This window comes from Nocardioides sp. BGA-UO-ETr-FS32 (assembly GCF_059567905.1).
The window spans coordinates 261,293-279,740 of the sequence record NZ_JCAQOX010000015.1; the positions used below are offsets into that span (position 1 = coordinate 261,293).

Genomic DNA, 18,448 nt, shown 5'->3' on the forward strand with positions numbered 1-18,448 from the left:
GTCATCCGGGGGGCCAAGGGGGACTGGCGTGGCACGTGGGACGGCTCTGCGTCGGCACAGGGTGGGCATCGCCTCGGGCGTCGCCCTGGCGGTCGCCTCGGCCGCGGTCGTGGCCTACGCGCTCTCCGCCGAGGGCTACAAGAAGCACGAGGCCGAGCTCAACGACGGCGGCGTCTGGGTGGTCAACGGCAAGCTGGGCTGGTCGGGACGGCTCAACAAGCCGATCAACCAGCTCGACGGCGTCGTGCCCGGCCAGGACGGCAAGGCACGGCTCGACGTGGTGCAGGACGGCGCCGCGGTCGTCACGCTCAACCGCAACGCGGCCCGCGGCCAGTCCATCGAGACCAGCCGGCTCGAGGCCCAGGACGGCGGCTCGGCCGCGGTCCCGGTCAACGGCGACGTGCGGATGGCCGGCGGGACGCTCGCCACGGCCGACACGGAGACCGGCGAGGTCTGGGCCGTGCGCTACGACAGCCAGCTCGGCAAGCCCCTGATGAGCGTGGTCGACCGGCAGGCCGACCCGCTCGCCGAGGCCGGCGAGGGAGCGGCCCTCGCCGTCGGCCTCGACGGCACGGTCGTGGTCACCTCGACCGAGGAGCGCACCGTCACCACGCTCGCACCCCGGGACACGGCGTTCGGCAAGCCCGTCGTCGCGGACCTCCCGGGTGACGCGGGGAGCGTCTCGGAGGTCACCACGGTCGGCGACCGGATCGTCACCCTCGACGCCGACGCCGGCGTCCTGGCCGTGGTCGGGGGCGCGACGGCGTCCGTCCCGCCCGACAGCGTGCTCCAGCAGTCCGGCCCGTCGTACGACGCCGTCCTGGTCGGTGCCCCCGACGGGCTGCTGAGCATCGACCTCGAGTCGGGCGAGACCACCTCGGTCTCCGACCTGTCGGGCGACCCGGCCGCGCCCGTACGCCTCGGCGCCTGCGTCTTCGGCGCGTGGTCGGGCGGACTGGGCGCCGTGGCGGTCCAGTGCGGGTCGCAGGAGGTCAACGAGAAGGACCTCACCGGCAACGCCAGCAGCCTCGCCTTCCGGGTCAACCGCGGCGAGATCGTGCTCAACGACGCCAACAGCGGCACCGTCTGGGACGTCCAGGCGGACAAGCCGGTCAGGATCGACAACTGGGACTCCTTCACGTCGAAGAAGAAGAAGGACGACGAGGACGACGAGAACGAGAACCAGAGCGAGGCCGACCGGCGCCCGCCCCGCGCCAAGCCCGACTCCTACGGCGTGCGGGCCGGCCGCACCACCGTGCTGCACCCGCTCGACAACGACTCCGCCCCCGAGGGACGGCTGCTGAGCATCGTCGACGTCGACCAGCCCTCGGGCGGCGCCCGCGTGGAGATCAGCCCGGACGGGCAGACCCTGGTGCTGCAGATGCCCGAGGACGCCCGCCCGGCGACCTTCGACTACTACATCGACGACGGCCGCAACGGGGTCTCGGCCCAGGCTGCCGTCGACATCGAGGTGCGCGCCGACGCCCAGAACGAGGCGCCCGCGCTCCGCGAGGGCTACGAGAAGCCCACCTACAAGGTGCCGCACGGCGGCGCGCTCTCCGTCCCCGTGCTGTCCGACTGGCGCGACGACCGCGACGGCGACACCCTGCTGCTCGACTCGGCGCAGGCTGTCGGCGGCGAGGAGTCCGGCGCGCGGGCGCGCACGACGGCCGACGGCCGGATCCGCTTCACCGCCCCGACCGGCGACGCCGCGGCCCAGCAGCAGCTCGTCCGGGTGGAGTTCGGCGTCACCGACGGCCGCTCGGCGCCGGTCCGCAAGGCGATCAGCTTCCAGGTCCAGGCGCGCTCGGACCAGAACGCGTTCGCGCCCAGTGCCGAGCCCGACGTCGTCCGCGGAGAGGTCGGCAAGCCGATCAAGATCCGTCCGCTGCTCAACGACCTCCCGGGCTCGGACCCCACCGACCTCGACGCCGAGCTCGTCCTGGGGGCCAAGGTCCCGCAGCAGCCCGGCGCGAAGGTCGTCTCCGACCTCGAGTCCGGCCAGCTGACCTTCACCGGCGACCGCGCGGGCACCTACTTCCTGCGCTACGACGCGGGCTACGGCAACGCACCGCTCGACCAGGGCACCGTCCGGGTCGACGTGAAGCCCCCGCCCAAGCGCGCCGCCGCCCCGGTCGCGATGCCCGACACCCTCACGCTCTACGGCCAGGCCCCCGGCATCGTGGACGTGCTGGCCAACGACCTCGACCCGGCCGGCGGCCTGCTGACCGTCCAGCGGGCGTCGGGGGACAGGGCCGGCCAGCTCGACGTCGCCATCGTCGAGGGCCGCTGGCTGCGGATCTCCGCCATCCAACCCGACCTGCTGCCGAAGACCCAGACGGTGTCCTACACGATCACCAACGGCCCCAGCTCCGGCGTACGCGGCGAGGTCGTGGTGACCCAGCGCGCCGAGCCCGAGGACAACACCCCGATCACGGTCGCGGACAAGGTCGTCGTCCGCGCGGGCGCCGCGGTCTCGGCCCCGGTCCTGGACAACGACGTGTCGCCCGCCGGCGACCGCCTGACCCTGCTGGCCGACCTCGTCGACACCGACGCCCCCGGACGGCTCGACGTGGTGGCCCCGATCGACGTCACCGGTGACGTCGGCAAGGCCTTCGTGTCGGGCCGCGTCGTGCGCTACGTCGCCCCCGACAAGATCAAGGAGCGCGACACCTACTCCATCACCTATGTCGCCCAGAACCTCGAGGGCAAGCGGGCCAACGGCCTGCTCGAGGTCACCGTCGTCCCGGCCGACGATCCCAACGACCCGCCGGAGCCCCCGACGCTGGAGGGACGGGTGGTCTCGGGCGACACCATCAAGATCCGCGTGCCCGGCGTCGGTGTCGACCGCAACGGTGACCCGGTCACGGTCACCGGCGTCACCTCCGCCCCTCGCCTGGGCCGGATCGTGTCCTACGGCGGCAACTTCCTCGAGTACCAGGCCTACCCGCGCACGGTCGGCACCGACGAGTTCACCTACTCGGTCGTCGACGCCCAGGGCGCGTTCGCGACCGGCACCGCGCGCGTGGCGGTCGTCAAGCCCGGCCAGCCGCAGCCTCCGCTGGCCGTCGAGGACCGGCTGACCGTCGAGCCGGGGCGCACCGCCACGTTCGACCCCCTCGCCAACGACTTCATCGCCCCCGGCGACGCCGCCGAGATCGAGCTGCTCGACGCGCCGGACGGGGTCACCCACGACCAGGACACCAACCTCGTCAGCGTCCCCGCCCCGGACTCGCTCGACGCGCCGCCCGTGGTGATCGTCTACAGCGTGTCCAACGGGCTGAGCGAGTCCCGCGCGACCATGACGCTGCAGACGGCGAGCTCGTTCAACAACCCGCCGGTCGTCTACGACGCGTTCGGGCGCGCCAACGACAGCGGCAGCGTCCTGGTCGACGTGCTGGAGGGCGCGTACGACCCCGACGGCCCGGCCGAGGCGCTCGAGGTCACCGATGTCGGCGCGGGGGCGACCGTCGTGGACGGGGTGGAGGTGCGTGCCGACCGCGGCACCGCGCCCAAGGTCCTGCCCTTCGTGGTCGAGGACGCCGAGGGCTCGTCGAGCGCGGCGTCGGTCTACATCCCCCCGACCGGCAACGGCCTGCCCTACGTCCCGGACGGCACGCTCATCGAGCTCGACCCCGGGGACTCCATGACCGGCAAGCTCGCCGACTACGTCGAGGCGCCCGGTGACGCGGAGGTACGGCTCGCCTCGGGTCGCCGCTCCTGGTCGGCGTCGCCGTCCGCGCTGCAGGCCGGTTCCGACGGCGAGCGGGGCTTCACCCTGAGCTCGGCGCCGGGGTTCCGCGGCCCGGGCGCGGTCCTGGTCGAGGTCACCTCGGCCGCGGACGCCAGCGGCAACGAGGACACGTCGACGACCGCCGACGGCGCGACCGTGCTGCTGTCGATCCCGGTGCAGGTCGGCGACGACACGCCCTCCCTCGAGTGCCCCGACACGGTCGTGCCGATCGCGGCCGGCCAACGCTACGACCTCGACATCGCGACGTTCTGCAAGGTCTTCACCGTGGACCCGCGCGACGCGGTCGGCCTCACCTACGACGCCCAGTGGAGCCAGGACCTGGCCGGGGTCGGCGTCGGCGACGCAGTCGGTTCCGTCGTCGCGATCACCGCCTCGGACTCCGCCACCCAGGGCGGGGAGGCCGTCCTCGCCGTACGCGCCGGCGACAGCAACACCGAGGTGGTGCGCTTCCGCCTCGCCCAGGCGCCGCCGCCGACCATGCTGCCGATCAAGGTCGAGACGATGGAGGCCGGGCAGACCCGCACCTTCGACGTGGGCGCCTACCTGCAGGCCGGTGTGGCGGACCCGTCCCCGAGCATCGTCTCGGTCGAGAACATCGGCAACCCCGGAGTGCGGGCGAGCGCCGACGGCAGCCGGCTCACCCTCACCGCGGCCAAGGACACGCGGGGCGTGCAGGCGGGCTTCCGCCTCGTCGTCAGCGACGTCTCGTCCTCGGACCCGCCGCCCGAGCGCCGCGCCGACGCCCGGATCCAGTTCCAGGTGATCGGCACGCCGTCGCAGCCCGGCGAGCCGCGTCCCTACCCGGTCTCCGACGAGGTCGGCACGATCAAGATGTCGTGGAAGCCGCCGGACGACGACGGGGGTGCGCCCATCACCCACTACGTCGTGCGCGAGGAGCGCAAGGGAACGACCCAGCGCTGCGCCACCAACGAGTGCGTCTTCCGCAAGCTCGACTCCGCAGGCAACTACAGCTTCCGCGTGCAGGCCGTGAACCGCGTCGGCGCGAGCGAGTGGAGCGAGCTGTCGCGCTCCGCGCGGGCAGACACCGCGCCGGGGCGGGTGCAGAACATCCGGATGAAGAGCCGCGGCGACGGCACGATCACCATCGCGTGGGACAAGCCGGCCACCAACACCTCGCGGATCCTCAACTACTCCGTCACGTGGGTCGGAGGGGGCTCCTCGGAGATCCCCGGCGAGCAGACCGAGTTCACCGCCACGGGCCTCAACAACAACGAGAAGTACGTCTTCACCGTCCGGGCACGCAACCGCATCGAGTACTCCCTGCCGCGCTCGTCGACGGAGTTCCAGCCGCTCGGCACCCCGCCGGCGCCTGCCGCGCCGACGGCGACAGACCTGCAGTCGGGCGCCAACCAGACCGACGTACGCATCGGCTGGCAGGCGGTGCAGGCCGAAGGCCCCGGGCCTGCCGTCTACACCGTGACCTACACCAACGGCCAGACCTCGGGCACCGTGTCGGGCTGCCAGCGGCTCGCCTCGCTGACGTGCACCCACTCGGGGCTGCCCTACGACGGGCTCACCTACACCTACCGCGTGGTCGCGGCCAACCAGCCGGAGGGCGAGCCGGGCAACCGGTCGGCGCCGAGCGAGGGCGGCTCCGTGGCGCTCGTCGGACGACCGGCGGGCTGGTCGGACTGGTCGGTGGCCCCCACCGGCGTCAGCCAGGAGGTGCAGGTCACCTTCACGGTGCCCGACTCACGAGGCAGCGTGAGCAACGTCGACGTCCTGGTCGGCGGCGTGGTCGCCAGGCCGCTGCCGAACACGACCGGCACCGTGACCACGAAGGTCAGCATGCCGAGCAACGAGCAGGCCTACAACGTGGAGCTGCGGGTGTGCAACGAGAAGGCGCCCGCGGGCTGCACCCTGAGCGGGGCGAAACAGGCGCAGAGCTACGGCCCGCTCGGGAACTCCCTCACCGAGATCCGTCCGGTCGTGAACGGCAAGAACATCTACTGGGTGATCACCGGCACCGCCAACGGCGCGCCCGTGTCCGTCCGCTACGACCTCGACAGTGACGGCGAGCAGCCGGTCACCACCCAGCCCGGCGTGACCGGCCAGTTCAGCGTGCAGACCAAGACCTACACGACCGCGAGCTTCAACCAGGACGTCCGGCTCAGCGTGGTCGTCTTCGACCCGGTCAGGTCGGGGAGGGGGGAGGACGAGGGTGAGAACCGGACCAAGTCCGGGCTCCCGCCCGCCCCGACGGTCAGCATCGCCCGAGGTCAGGCCTGTGGCGACGGACTCGACACCACGCGTGCCTGCAAGACCAGCCCCAGCCAGCCCGCCTGCCTCGTGAACAGCTGCAGCACGATCCGGCTCGCGACCGAGGGCTTCCTGGAGAACTACAACTGCTCCGTCGACGGCGCTGTGCTCAACCCCACGAGCGGCAACCCCGGTCTCCAGAGCTCCAACCACCCCGGCAGCGGCATCGAGACCGAGTGGTACGCCCCGGGCGGCACGGTGACCGTCACGTGCACCGACACCACCGGGCTGCAGACGAACTCGTCCACGGTCTCGTGGGAAGTCAAGAACGACTGATGCACCCGAACCCAGACCCCCTGACAGGAACAACGCGATGACGATCAGCCACGAACAGGCCGAGTGGTTCAAGTCGACCTTCGACCAGCTCACCGACAACATGGAGAAGGCCGTCCTCGGCAAGCGCCACGTCGTACGGCTGGCACTGACCTGCCTGCTCTCCGAGGGTCACGTCCTGCTCGAGGACTTCCCGGGCACCGGCAAGACGATGCTGGCTCGGGCCCTCGCCAACACCGTCCAGGGCAGCCACGCGCGCATCCAGTTCACGCCCGACCTGCTGCCGTCCGACGTCACGGGCGTGACGGTCTACGACCAGCACAAGGGCACCTTCGAGTTCCACCCCGGGCCGATCTTCCACACGATCGTGCTGGCCGACGAGATCAACCGTGCCTCGCCCAAGACGCAGTCGGCGCTGCTCGAGGTCATGGAGGAGGGTCGCGTCACCGTCGACGGAGTCGCGCACCCCGTCGGCAGGCCGTTCCTGGTGATCGCCACCCAGAACCCCATCGAGCAGGCCGGCACCTACCGCCTGCCCGAGGCGCAGCTGGACCGCTTCCTGATGAAGACGTCGGTCGGCTACCCCGACCGGCAGGCCACGGTGGAGCTGCTCAACAACGCGGCGATCCGCGACCGCGCCGCCCTGGTCACCCCCGTCATCACGGCCGCGACGATCGCGCAGATGAGCGGGCTCGCCGACGAGGTCTACGTCGACCCCGCCGTCGTGGGCTACGTCGCCGAGCTCGCCGAGGAGTCGCGACGCCAGCCGCACGTCAAGCTCGGCCTGTCCCCGCGCGGGTGCCTGGCGTTCGTCCGGGTCGCGAAGACGTGGGCGGCCGCGGACGGTCGCGACCACGTCGTCCCCGACGACATCAAGGACCTCGCGGAGCCGGTGCTCTCGCACCGGCTGCTGCTCGACGCCGAGGCGCAGTTCAGCGGTGTGGACGTCCAGACCGTCATCTCGCGGCTGCTCGACTCCGTGGCCCCGCCGACCGATCGCGTGGGGACCTGACGACCCCGATGAGGCAGCGGTTGAACGACGCGCTGGAGGTCATCAAGCCGATCGGCTGGCTGGTCCTCGCCCTGGGCCTGGGTGCGCTCCTGGTCGCCACGGCCACGCACTGGCGTGAGCTGGCGGTCCTGGGCGCCGCGTGCCTGGCGCTGATCGTGCTGGCGCTGCCGTTCCTGCTGGGCCGCACCTCGGTGTCGGTCGACCTGCGGCTGCAGCCCGAGCGGGTCGCGGCGGGGGAGTCCGTGGCGGCCGGTGTCCTCGTCGTCAACCGGGCGAGCTCCCGGCTGGTCCCCACCACGCTCGAGGTGCCGGTGGGGTCCGCCGTGCACCGCTACGGCATCAGCTCGCTGGCGCCCGGCGCCACCCACGAGGAGTCGTTCACCATCCGCACGGAGCGGCGCGGGGTGATCGCGGTCGGACCGGCCATGACCCGGCGCGGCGACCCGATCGGCATCTTCTCGCGCGACGTGGTCTGGACCCCGGTGCGCGAGGTGCTGGTGCGCCCGCACCTCGTCCCGATGGAGTCCCTCGGTGCGGGCCTGCTCCGCGACCTCGAGGGCGTCTCCACCGACGCCGTCAGCCAGAGCGACCTGGCCTTCCACGCGCTGCGCGAGTACGTCCCCGGCGACGACCTGCGCCACATCCACTGGCGGTCCTCGGCCAAGGTGATGGCGTCCACCGGCGAGTCGGCACTGCTGGTCCGCCAGTACCTCGACACCCGGCGCAGCCACGCCACGATCGTGGTCGACGACCGGCTCGGCTCGTGGGCCGACCCCGAGGACTTCGAGACCGCGATGGCCGTGGCGGCCTCGATCGCGGTCCGCGCGGTGCTCGACGAGTTCGACGTCTCGTTCGTCTGCGGCGCGCACGCCTCCTCGGGCTCCGACGGCCACCTCGCGCTCGACGCGGTGTGCCGGGCCGACTTCGGCGACCGCGGGCTCGTGGAGTCCGGCCGCCAGGCCACCATGCTCGCGCCCGACACGAGCCTGGCCTTCTTCGTCGGCGGCAGCGAGTCGGCGTTCACCGACCTGCTCCGCGCGGCGGCCGCGTTCCCGCCCGAGGTGCGCCGCTTCGGCATCGTCGTGGACCCCACCGGCACCAGCCGGGTGACCGAGACCGGTGGCCTGCCGGTCCTCCACCTCTCCGCCAAGGAGGACCTCGGCGGCCTCCTCCGCTGGAGCGTGCGATGAGACTCACCACCGGCACGACCAGCACCCGCACCCGCGTGCGCCCCCACGCCCTCGTCCCCGACCGCCACGCGTGGGTCGACATCGCCTTCACCCTCGCCCTCGCGGGTGTGGCCCTGAGCGCCTTCGGGACCTCGTTCACGGGCAGCGCCTACCTGGTGGTGGGCCTGATCGGTGCCGTCGTCGCGGTGGCCGTCACCCACCTCACGCGGGCAGCCGGGTGGCCGATCATCTCGGCCGTCGTGATCTGCCTCGTGCTGTTCTTCCTGCTCGGCGGACCGCTGGCCCTGCGCTCGCTGGGCGACACGTACGCCCTGCCGGGTGCGGCGACGCTGGCCAGGGTGGCCGACCAGGCGATCTTCGGCTGGAAGGACCTGCTCACCACCTTGCCGCCGGTCGACGGCGACGGACCGCTGCTGGTCCTGCCGTGGCTCTCCGGCATGCTGGCCGGCCTGGTGGGGCTCGCGCTCGCGCACCTCCCCGTACGCCGGGCGTGGCTGGCCGCGATGCTGCCGGTCGTCGGCATGACGGTCCTGCTCTCGGGCGTGATCCTGCTCGGCGTGCGTCACCCGCAGTCGCTGCTGCTCCAGGGGTCGGTCTTCGCCGCGCTGGCCCTCGGGTGGCTGGCGGTCCGGGCCCGCCGGGCCAGTGCCACCGTGCAGGGGGGCAGCACGTCGTACGTCCGGGGGGTGGGCGCCGTCGCGATGCTCGGCCTCGCGGCCGCGGTCGCCCACCCCGTCAGCGCCCTGTTCACCGACGGCGACGACGCCCGCACGGTCGCCCGCAACTGGGTCGAGCCGCCCTTCGACATCGGGCGCTATCCCTCGCCGCTCGCGGGCTTCCGCAAGTACGTCGACCTCAAGGGCAGGTCCGACCCCGCCAACGTCTACGACAAGACGCTGCTCGACATCGAGGGCGTCCCGGCCGACACGCGGATCCGGTTCGCCACGATGGACCGCTACGACGGGATGGTCTGGGGCGCGACGGACAACGCGCTCCCCGGGCCGGCCGACGACTCCTTCCAGCGGGTGTCCTCCACGATCGACAACCCCGTCGACGGCGCCGAGGTGGAGGCCACCGTCACGCTCGGCGAGGGCTGGACCGGCGTGTGGCTGCCGACGGTCGGGGCGCTCCGGTCGATGGCGTTCGAGACCGGTGACCCGCGTGCCACGGCCGAGGTCTTCCGCTACAACCTCGCCACCTCCACCGCGGTCGTGCCGACCGGCCTGCAGCCGGGCGACCGCTACTCCTTCACCGCCGTCCAGCCGGACGACGAGCTGACCGGGGAGACCGTGGGCTCCTCGGAGCTGACCCCGCTGCCGACGGGTGCCGGGTTCATCCAGGGGCCGACGGACAAGTGGACCGAGGACGCCGGACCCGACCCGATGGACCGGGTGCTGGCCGCGGCCGAGCACCTGCGGTCGGAGGGCAAGTACTCCGACGGGATCGGGCGCACCGAGCGCATCTACGTCGCCGGCCACAGCGTGTGGCGCCTGGCCGACGAGTTCGTCAACGCTCCGCAGATCGTCGGCAACGACGAGCAGTACGCCGCCACCATGGCGCTGATCGCCAACGACATCGGTGTCCCGGCGCGCGTCGTGCTCGGAGCGGTCGTGCCCGAGGGCGGCCGGGTCACCGGCAAGGACGTGTCGGCCTGGGTGGAGCTGCGGGCCGCGGACGGCTCGTGGAAGACGCTTCCGACCGAGGCGTTCATGTCGACCACCCCGCCCGCCGACCAGGTGCCCGAGACCAACACGCCGATGTCCGGCACGGTCATCCCGCCGCCGAACCCGATCCCGCCGCCCTCCGACGCCGGGGAGCAGAGCGACGCCGACCTCAAGGAGCGCAAGGCCAAGCGCAAGGAGGCCGCCGAGGAGGACGAGGGCCTGATCCCGGGTGTGCCCGGCTGGATCGGGGTCGTGCTGACCTACGTCGGCGGCCCGCTGCTGCTGGTCGCGCTGCTGCTCGGTGCCGTCGTCGGACTGAAGGCGTGGCGCCGGCACCGGCGCCGCAGCGCCGAGTCGCCGTCGGCTCGTTTCGTCGGGGCCTGGCGCGAGCTCGTCGACCACGCCCGCGACCTCGGGCAGGTCGTCCCGCTCGGTCCGACCGTCACCCGGCGCGAGCAGTCCGTCGGCATCGTGTCGGGGCAGGCCGGCGTGCTCGCCCGGCGCGCGGACGGCTTCGTCTTCGGGCCCAGCGCACCCGAGGTGGCCGCGGCGACGACCTACTGGGAGTCCATCGACGCCGAGCGCCGTGCGATGTCGCACGAGGTCGGCCGGTGGCAGCGCGTCCGGGCCGCGGTCAGCCTGCGGTCGCTGCGGCGTACGTCCCCGGGCAGGGGAACGGCGCCCGACGCCGAGCCCGACACCGCCTCCCACACCGCCGGCGACGCGCCGACCCCCGCAACCGGGCGTGTCGCGACCGCCGCGGGCCGGCTGCGCGGCCTCGCTGATTGGCGTTCTCGACGTAGGCCTGACTAAACTGGTGCGTCGGCCCAACGTGGGCTGTGTTTCGTGGTGCCTCGCGGCTGCCCGGACCTCGTGCGATCGTCGTCAGACGCTCGCGCGCGTGCCCCGGGAAGAGGTTCCCGGATCCGCCCACGAGGTCCACCGGTCACCTGCGCAGCAGGTGCCGGGCGGTTCCCGGGCCACGGTAGACAACGAGACGACAGATTGTGGAGGACATGCCGAAGAAAGAAGGCGTGATCGAGATCGAGGGCACCGTCGTGGAGGCCCTTCCCAACGCCATGTTCCGCGTGGAGCTGGCCAACGGGCACAAGGTGCTCGCGCACATCAGCGGCAAGATGCGACAGCACTACATCCGGATCCTCCCCGAGGACCGGGTCGTGGTGGAGCTCTCGCCGTACGACCTCACGCGAGGTCGGATCGTCTACCGCTACAAGTAAGTGATCGAGCTTGCGAGATCACCATCTGCGCAAGCGCCAGCCGAGCAGCAAGGATTTGTTGGCATGAAGGTCAACCCGAGCGTCAAGCCCATCTGTGACAAGTGCAAGGTCATCCGCCGTCACGGCCGGGTCATGGTCATCTGCGAGAACCCCCGCCACAAGCAGCGGCAGGGCTGACCGCCGCGGCCGGCTCCGCCGTCCGCGCCGATCAGGCACGACCAGCAACAACTGAATCACCCACAACGTGATCGCTAGGCCAGGCACCGCCTGAGTCGAAGTCACCTCCGGAGCACTGGCCGGAGCCCACCCGAGGCGGGATGGGACGCGACACGACCAGAAACCACTGCGAAGACAGACAAGGAAACGCCACATGGCACGCCTCGTTGGTGTCGACCTCCCGCGCGACAAGCGCATCGAGATCGCACTCACCTACATCTACGGCATCGGCCGTACCCGCGCCCAGCAGCTCCTGGCTGCCACCGGCGTCGACCCGAACGCCCGGGTCCACACGCTCGGTGACGAGGAGCTGGTCAAGCTTCGCGACGAGATCGAAGCCAACTTCAAGATCGAGGGTGACCTCCGCCGTGAGGTCCAGGCGGACATCCGCCGCAAGATCGAGATCGGCAGCTACCAGGGTCGCCGCCACCGCATGGGCCTCCCGGTCCGCGGCCAGCGCACCAAGACCAACGCGCGCACCCGCAAGGGCCCCAAGCGCACCGTCGCCGGCAAGAAGAAGGCCAAGTGACCGTACGCCTCACGGCGTGTCACTGACCTCTTCCCACGAAGCTTCCAGACCAGAACCTCACAGGAGTTACTGAATGCCTCCCAAGAGCCGCGCGACCAAGGTCCGCCGCAAGGAGAAGAAGAACGTCGCCCAGGGCGAAGCCCACATCAAGAGCACGTTCAACAACACCATCGTCACGATCACCGACCCGACCGGTGCGGTGATCTCGTGGGCCTCTGCCGGCACCGTCGGCTTCAAGGGCTCGCGCAAGTCCACCCCCTTCGCCGCGCAGATGGCTGCCGAGGCCGCCGGCCGTCGCGCCATGGACCACGGCATGAAGAAGATCGACGTCTTCGTCAAGGGTCCGGGCTCGGGTCGTGAGACCGCCATCCGGTCACTGGGTGCCATCGGCCTCGAGGTCGGCACCATCCAGGACGTCACGCCCACCCCGCACAACGGATGCCGGCCGCCCAAGCGCCGCCGCGTCTGACCCGAGACTGAGAAAGAGAGACTGACACATGGCCCGCTACACCGGTCCCATGACCCGCAAGTCGCGCCGTCTCGGTGTCGACCTCGTCGGCGGCGACGCCGCCTTCGAGAAGCGTCCCTACGCCCCCGGCCAGCACGGCCGCGGTCGCATCAAGGAGTCCGAGTACCTGCTGCAGCTCCGTGAGAAGCAGAAGGCTCGCTTCACCTACGGCGTGATGGAGAAGCAGTTCGTCCGCTACTACAAGGAGGCGAGCCGCCGCCAGGGCAAGACCGGCGACAACCTCCTGCAGCTGCTCGAGTGCCGCCTCGACAACGTGGTCTACCGCGCCGGCTTCGCCCGTACGCGCCGCCAGGCCCGCCAGCTCGTCGTGCACGGCCACTTCCTGGTCAACGGCAAGAAGGTCGACATCCCGTCCTTCCAGGTCACCGACCACGACATCATCGACGTGCGCGAGAAGTCGCTCGAGCTGACCCCGCTGATCGTCGCCCGCGAGACCCACGGCGAGCGCGTCGTCCCCGCGTGGATGGAGGCCATCCCGTCCCGGATGCGCATCCTCGTGCACCAGGTCCCGGTCCGCGCGCAGATCGACGTGCCGGTCCAGGAGCAGCTCATCGTGGAGTACTACTCCAAGAAGTGATCCACCGTCGGTGGCCGTCCCTCCGGGCGGCCACCGTCGCCCCTCTTCCACATCACTCCTCACCATGTTCGGATCCGTCAAATAGTGGGTGGATCCGGAAAGGAAAAACTCCGTGCTTATCGCTCAGCGCCCGACCCTCACGGAAGAGACCGTCGACGAGTTCCGCTCGCGGTTCGTCATCGAGCCCCTCGAGCCCGGCTTCGGCTACACGCTCGGCAACTCGCTGCGTCGTACGCTCCTCAGCTCGATCCCGGGTGCCTCGGTCACCAGCATCAAGGTCGACTCCGTCCTCCACGAGTTCTCGACCATCGAGGGCGTCACCGAGGACATGACCGAGATCATCCTCAACCTCAAGGGCATCGTCGTGTCCTCCGAGCACGACGAGCCGGTCGTGATGTACCTGCGCAAGTCCGGTGCCGGTGACGTCACCGCCGCCGACATCACCCCGCCCGCCGGTGTCGAGGTGCACAACCCCGAGCTCAAGATCGCAACGCTGTCCGACAAGGGCAAGCTGGAGATGGAGCTCGTGGTCGAGCGTGGCCGCGGCTACGTGTCGTCCGTGCAGAACAAGGGCGCCGACAACGAGATCGGCCGCATGCCGGTCGACTCGATCTACAGCCCTGTGCTCAAGGTGACCTACAAGGTCGAGGCCACCCGAGTCGAGCAGCGCACCGACTTCGACAAGCTCGTCATCGACGTCGAGACCAAGCCGTCGATCCGTCCCCGCGACGCGATCGCCTCGGCCGGCAAGACGCTCGTCGAGCTCTTCGGCCTGGCCCGCGAGCTCAACGTCGAGGCCGAGGGCATCGACATCGGCCCGTCGCCGGTCGACGAGCAGCTCGCCGCCGACCTGGCCCTGCCGGTCGAGGACCTGCAGCTCACGGTCCGCAGCTACAACTGCCTCAAGCGCGAGGGCATCCACACCGTGGGTGAGCTCATCTCCCGCTCCGAGCAGGACCTGCTCGACATCCGCAACTTCGGCGCGAAGTCCATCGACGAGGTGAAGGCCAAGCTCGTCGAGATGGGCCTCTCGCTCAAGGACAGCGCGCCCGGCTTCGACCCGCACGCCGCCCTCGCCGCCTACGGCGACGACGACGACGATGCGTTCATCGAGGACGAGCAGCTCTGATCTCCCGGCCCCGACCACGGGGCCGTCCCACGAAAACCGACCGGGCTCAGCGCATGCTGGGCCGGTCGTCTACCCGGGTACCTGACACGGCCCGAGAGGAAGAAGGCACACCATGCCCAAGCCCAAGAAGGGTCCCCGCCTCGGCGGCAGCCCCGCCCACCAGCGCCTGATGCTCTCGAACCTGGCGACCGCCCTGTTCGAGCACGGCCGGATCACCACCACCGAGACCCGGGCGCGCCTGCTGCGCCCGGTCGCGGAGAAGCTGATCACCAAGGCCAAGCGTGGCGACCTGCACAACCGTCGCGAGGTCCTCAAGACCATCCGCGACAAGTCGGTCGTGCACACGCTGTTCACCGAGATCGCGCCGACCTTCGCCGAGCGTCCCGGTGGCTACACGCGCATCACCAAGATCGGCCCCCGCAAGGGCGACAACGCCCCCATGGCGGTCATCGAGCTCGTGACCGAGGCCTACAGCCCCAAGGCTCCCTCGACCAGGAAGACCGAGGCTGCTGCCGCTCCGGCGCCCGCCGCCGAGGAGACCGCTGCTCCGGCCGAGGTGGAGGCCGAGCACGTCGACGGTGAGACCGAGGTCGTCGAGATCGAGGGTCAGGACGTCGCCGTCGTCGCCGCCGACGAGGGCGTCACCGACGGCAACGTGGCTGGCAAGTACGCCGGCTCGCACGCGCCGATGGAGAACGTCGACGAGGCCCCCGACGGCTTCCCGATCAAGGGCAACGAGAACTCGATGAAGTTCCACGAGCCCGACAGCCAGTGGTACGCCCAGACCGAGGCCGAGGTGTGGTTCGACTCCGTCGAGTCCGCCGAGGCCGCGGGCTTCACGCGCGCCGGCGAGTGATCGCCTAGCAACGCCACGACGAGGCCCGTCACCCCGCTGGGGTGGCGGGCCTCGTCGCATCCCGGCGAGCCGTCACAGGCGCGCCAGGACCTCGGCGGCATCGAGGCTGCGGGCGGGACCCCCGGCGTACGCCAGGGCTCGCGTCGCGGCGACGACGGCCTCGTTGACCGGGGTGGGGATGCCCAGGAGCCGGCCCTGCAGCACGACCTCGCCGGCGAGGTAGTCGATCTCGGAGTCGCCGGTGCCGCGGGCGAGGCTCTGCCACGTCGACCCGCCGGAGCGCTCGAGGTCGGGGCGGCGTCGGAGTATCGCCCCGCGGCGATCGCTGTCCTGCTCAGCGGTGACGAGGGTGAGCCCCGCGGCGGCGAGGACGTCCTCGCCCTCGGCCTGCGCCCGCGCGGCGAGCTCGTCGGCCGCGTCGCCCTGCGCGAAGGAGGCGTCCACGCCGTTGCCGAGGTTCATGATGAGCTTGCGGCGTTTGCTGGCCATGATGTCCTCGCGCTCCTCCGAGGAGATCCCCGCCGCTCGGAGGTCGGCCGACACGGCCGCCGTGACGGCGTCGGTCCCGCCGGGGAACCGTCCGATGTCGAGGATCGCCGGGGTCGGGTGGCACCCGGCCACCACGACCCCGGGCTCGAGGTGGGTGGCGGGCAGCATCACGCACACGGCGTACGTCCGCGCGAAGAGCCGCAGCGTCGCGGTCTCGGTGGCGATGCCGTTGGTGGCGCAGACGACGGGTACGCCGGCCGGGGCGTGGGCACGCAGGTCCGTGAGCGCGGCGCCCGCCTGGTGCGACTTCACGGCCAGCAGCACGACGGTGTCGTCGGTCCAGCCGACCTCCGCGGCCGTGTCGGTGGCGGGGGCGTCGATGCGGTGGCGGCCGTCGCCGGCGTCGAGGACCAGCCCACCCGCCCTGATCGCCTCGAGGTGTGCCCCGCGGGCCACGAGGGTCATCGCGTGGTCGGTCAGGGCGAGTCGGCCTCCGATGACTCCACCGACCGCGCCGGCCCCGTACACGACATAGCGCATGAGCTCACCCTAGGGGGAGCCCGGGGACGCTCCCGCGACGCCCGGTTCAGCGACGCACGCGGAACCGCAGGTGGAGCACGCGGTCGCCCTGGACGACGACATGCGGGTCCTCGAGCAGGTGCTGGGTCTGGACCGAGCCGAAGTAGCGCTTGCCGGTGCCGAGCACGACCGGCGCGACGTCCATCGCCACCTCGTCGACGAGACCGAGTGCGAAGGCCTGTCCGCCCACGTCGCCGGCCGCCACCGAGACGGTGGCGTCCCCGGCCAGCTCGCGCGCGGTCGCGACTGCGCGCGCCACGCCGTCGACGAAGTGGTAGGACGCCTCGGGGTGCCAGCCCTCGGGCTTCGGGCGGTGGGACACCACGACCACGTGCTCACCCGTCGGGGGTCGACCCTCCCACCCGTTCGTGATGTCGAACAGGTGGCGGCCGATCACCATGCAGCCGATGCCGTCCCAGACCGGGCGGACGTGGTCGTAGGAGGCCCGCGACACCCGCAGGCCGCCCGGGGCCGGGTCGTCCATCTCCTGCGCGGCGAGGTGCTGGTCCCCGTTGAAGTACCAGTCGAACAGGGGGCCGGGGTCGTCGTCGGGGTCGGCGACGAACCCGTCGAGGGAGACCACGTTGTGCATCACGACGGTGCTCACGGCGTGCCTCCCGTCCCGGGCTGCCAGCCCGGATCGCGACCGATGAAGCCCATCAGCCGGTCGACGACGGGGGCGTCGGCGGCCACGGGCACGGCCGGGCCGTAGTGCCCGGAGCTGCGCAGGGCGTCCTCCATGGCAACCATCCCGCCGAGCAGCTCGGCGGCGAAGTCCTCGTCGAGCCCGGCGTCCTGGTCGCTCGCGCGCGCCAGGTCCCAGGAGTGCATGAACACGTCGGAGGTGTAGAACCGGTCGACGGCCCGGGCGAGCGGCTGCGTGCCGAGGGAGGGGTGGGTGAAGTCCTCCGCCCCGCGGTCCTCGACGAGCGCCTGGACGGCGTCGGCGTGGTGCTGCCAGGCCGCCGCGGGGTCGTCGGCCGCCGACGGCCCGGCGGCGAGGTCGACGCCGCCGGAGGACAGGAACCCGGGGAACCAGGTGACGAGGTGGTCGACCACGTCGCGGGCGCTCCAGCCGGCGACGGGCGTCGGCGCGGACCAGTCGCGGGTGCCGCCGACCAGCCGCGAGAACTCCCCGGCCACGGCGCGGTGGCGGGCGGCCGGGGCGTCCGGGAGGGCCATCAGACCGTGCCCGCGGCGAGCATCCGGTCGATCGCGGCGTACCCGTCGTTGACGCCGACCTCCATCCCGCTGCGGAGCCAGGCGTCGCGGCCCTCGAACGAGTCGCACAGGCTCATGGCGTGCAGGCGGGTGCGCCCGTCGCCGAGGTCCTCGAAGGTCATCGTCTCCAGGGCCACGTCGTCGGGCATCCCGTCCCACGTGAAGGTCTGCACGATGCGGTCCTCGCGCACGGTGTGGAAGCAGCCGCGGAAGGAGGTCTCGAAGTCCTCGCGACCGTCGCTGCCGCGTGCGGTGTAGCTCCAGCTGCCGCCGTCGCGGGCGTCCCAGTGGGTGATGTCGGCGCCGACGTCGTCGGGGCCGATCCACTGCGCGTACAGCTCGGGGTCGGTGTGGGCGCGGAAGAGCTGGGCCGGGGTGGCGGTGAAGTCGCGCCAGATGTGGATGGCGGGGACGTGCTCGTCGGCCAGGATCGCGGCCTCGGGGAAGCGGGTGGTGGTGTCGGGGCTGTGCGTGGTGGTCATGATGCGGTTCCTTCCGTGCGGTTGTCGCTGGTGTGGGTGGGGTCTTCCTCGTCCTGCATCCGCGCGAGCACGCCGTCGAGCGCGGTGTAGCGCGCCTCGGCCTGTCGGCGGTATCGCTCGATCCACTTCGTCATGAGGTCGAACACCTCGGCTTCCAGGTGCACGGGCCGGCGCTGCGCCTCACGGCTCCGCGTCACCAGGCCGGCCTCCTCGAGCACCTTGAGGTGCTTGGACACCGCCTGGAGGCTGACCTCGTAGGGCGCTGCCAGGTCGTTGACCGTGTGGTCGGCCTCGGTGAGGCGGGCCACCATGTCGCGGCGGGTCGGGTCGGCGAGGGCGGCGAAGACGCGGGAGAGCTGGTCGGTCACGAGGCACCTTCTTCAACTGAGCGGTTGAATAAAAGGTAGGACGGACGGCCGGCGTTGTCAAC

General features: G+C 71.6%; 16 protein-coding genes. 11 read left to right on the forward strand and 5 right to left on the reverse strand.

Annotated features, from left to right (window positions below; genetic code table 11):
* Positions 1 to 28 precede the first annotated feature (28 nt).
* From AC57BS_RS14815 to rplQ, 11 genes are all read left to right on the forward strand, one after another.
* On the forward strand, positions 29 to 6,310 hold the full coding sequence (locus tag AC57BS_RS14815) for an Ig-like domain-containing protein (RefSeq protein ID WP_496412203.1): 6,282 nt from the start codon (positions 29 to 31) through the stop codon (positions 6,308 to 6,310).
* A gap of 37 nt (positions 6,311 to 6,347) precedes the next feature.
* Positions 6,348 to 7,319, forward strand: a complete 972-nt coding sequence (locus tag AC57BS_RS14820) for an AAA family ATPase (RefSeq protein WP_496412204.1) — start codon at positions 6,348 to 6,350, stop codon at positions 7,317 to 7,319.
* 20 nt (positions 7,320 to 7,339) lie between these two features.
* Complete coding sequence (locus AC57BS_RS14825) at positions 7,340 to 8,509, forward strand: DUF58 domain-containing protein (protein WP_496412205.1); 1,170 nt, start codon at positions 7,340 to 7,342, stop codon at positions 8,507 to 8,509.
* The gene (locus tag AC57BS_RS14830) at positions 8,506 to 10,986 is read left to right on the forward strand and encodes a transglutaminase TgpA family protein (protein ID WP_496412206.1); all 2,481 of its coding nucleotides are present in this window, start codon (positions 8,506 to 8,508) and stop codon (positions 10,984 to 10,986) included. Before AC57BS_RS14825 ends, AC57BS_RS14830 begins: the two co-directional genes overlap by 4 nt.
* Before the next feature lie 203 nt (positions 10,987 to 11,189).
* A complete protein-coding gene (gene infA / locus AC57BS_RS14835; RefSeq protein WP_056599768.1) occupies positions 11,190 to 11,411 on the forward strand; it encodes a translation initiation factor IF-1 in 222 nt (73 codons plus the stop codon).
* A 63-nt stretch (positions 11,412 to 11,474) separates the two neighbouring features.
* Positions 11,475 to 11,588, forward strand: a complete 114-nt coding sequence (gene rpmJ, locus AC57BS_RS14840) for a 50S ribosomal protein L36 (protein ID WP_004008316.1) — start codon at positions 11,475 to 11,477, stop codon at positions 11,586 to 11,588.
* Between the two features lie 193 nt (positions 11,589 to 11,781).
* Positions 11,782 to 12,156, forward strand: a complete 375-nt coding sequence (gene rpsM / locus AC57BS_RS14845; RefSeq protein WP_056599771.1) for a 30S ribosomal protein S13 — start codon at positions 11,782 to 11,784, stop codon at positions 12,154 to 12,156.
* Between the two features lie 73 nt (positions 12,157 to 12,229).
* Positions 12,230 to 12,625, forward strand: coding sequence for a 30S ribosomal protein S11 (gene rpsK, locus AC57BS_RS14850; protein WP_056906616.1), 396 nt, complete (start codon positions 12,230 to 12,232; stop codon positions 12,623 to 12,625).
* Between the two features lie 28 nt (positions 12,626 to 12,653).
* On the forward strand, positions 12,654 to 13,262 hold the full coding sequence (rpsD, locus tag AC57BS_RS14855) for a 30S ribosomal protein S4 (protein WP_496412207.1): 609 nt from the start codon (positions 12,654 to 12,656) through the stop codon (positions 13,260 to 13,262).
* 112 nt (positions 13,263 to 13,374) lie between these two features.
* The gene (locus tag AC57BS_RS14860; protein ID WP_121141540.1) at positions 13,375 to 14,391 is read left to right on the forward strand and encodes a DNA-directed RNA polymerase subunit alpha; all 1,017 of its coding nucleotides are present in this window, start codon (positions 13,375 to 13,377) and stop codon (positions 14,389 to 14,391) included.
* A gap of 112 nt (positions 14,392 to 14,503) precedes the next feature.
* Positions 14,504 to 15,247 (forward strand): 50S ribosomal protein L17, sunset domain variant, encoded by a 744-nt coding sequence (gene rplQ / locus AC57BS_RS14865; protein WP_496412208.1) that lies wholly within the window; start codon positions 14,504 to 14,506, stop codon positions 15,245 to 15,247.
* Positions 15,248 to 15,319: 72 nt separating this feature from the next.
* On the opposite strand, the gene AC57BS_RS14870 is transcribed toward rplQ, so the two are convergent.
* The 5 genes from AC57BS_RS14870 to AC57BS_RS14890 are packed head-to-tail and all read right to left on the reverse strand — an operon-like array spanning position 15,320 to position 18,386.
* Positions 15,320 to 16,276 (reverse strand): ketopantoate reductase family protein, encoded by a 957-nt coding sequence (locus AC57BS_RS14870; protein WP_496412209.1) that lies wholly within the window; start codon positions 16,274 to 16,276, stop codon positions 15,320 to 15,322.
* 46 nt (positions 16,277 to 16,322) lie between these two features.
* The gene (locus tag AC57BS_RS14875; protein WP_496412210.1) at positions 16,323 to 16,922 is read right to left on the reverse strand and encodes a dihydrofolate reductase family protein; all 600 of its coding nucleotides are present in this window, start codon (positions 16,920 to 16,922) and stop codon (positions 16,323 to 16,325) included.
* The gene (locus AC57BS_RS14880; protein ID WP_496412211.1) at positions 16,919 to 17,497 is read right to left on the reverse strand and encodes a TIGR03086 family metal-binding protein; all 579 of its coding nucleotides are present in this window, start codon (positions 17,495 to 17,497) and stop codon (positions 16,919 to 16,921) included. The genes AC57BS_RS14875 and AC57BS_RS14880 overlap by 4 nt, the downstream gene beginning before the upstream one ends.
* Positions 17,497 to 18,018, reverse strand: a complete 522-nt coding sequence (locus tag AC57BS_RS14885) for an SRPBCC domain-containing protein (RefSeq protein WP_496412212.1) — start codon at positions 18,016 to 18,018, stop codon at positions 17,497 to 17,499. The genes AC57BS_RS14880 and AC57BS_RS14885 overlap by 1 nt, the downstream gene beginning before the upstream one ends.
* A complete protein-coding gene (locus AC57BS_RS14890; protein ID WP_496412213.1) occupies positions 18,015 to 18,386 on the reverse strand; it encodes an ArsR/SmtB family transcription factor in 372 nt (123 codons plus the stop codon). The genes AC57BS_RS14885 and AC57BS_RS14890 overlap by 4 nt, the downstream gene beginning before the upstream one ends.
* Between the last annotated feature and the right edge of the window lie 62 nt (positions 18,387 to 18,448).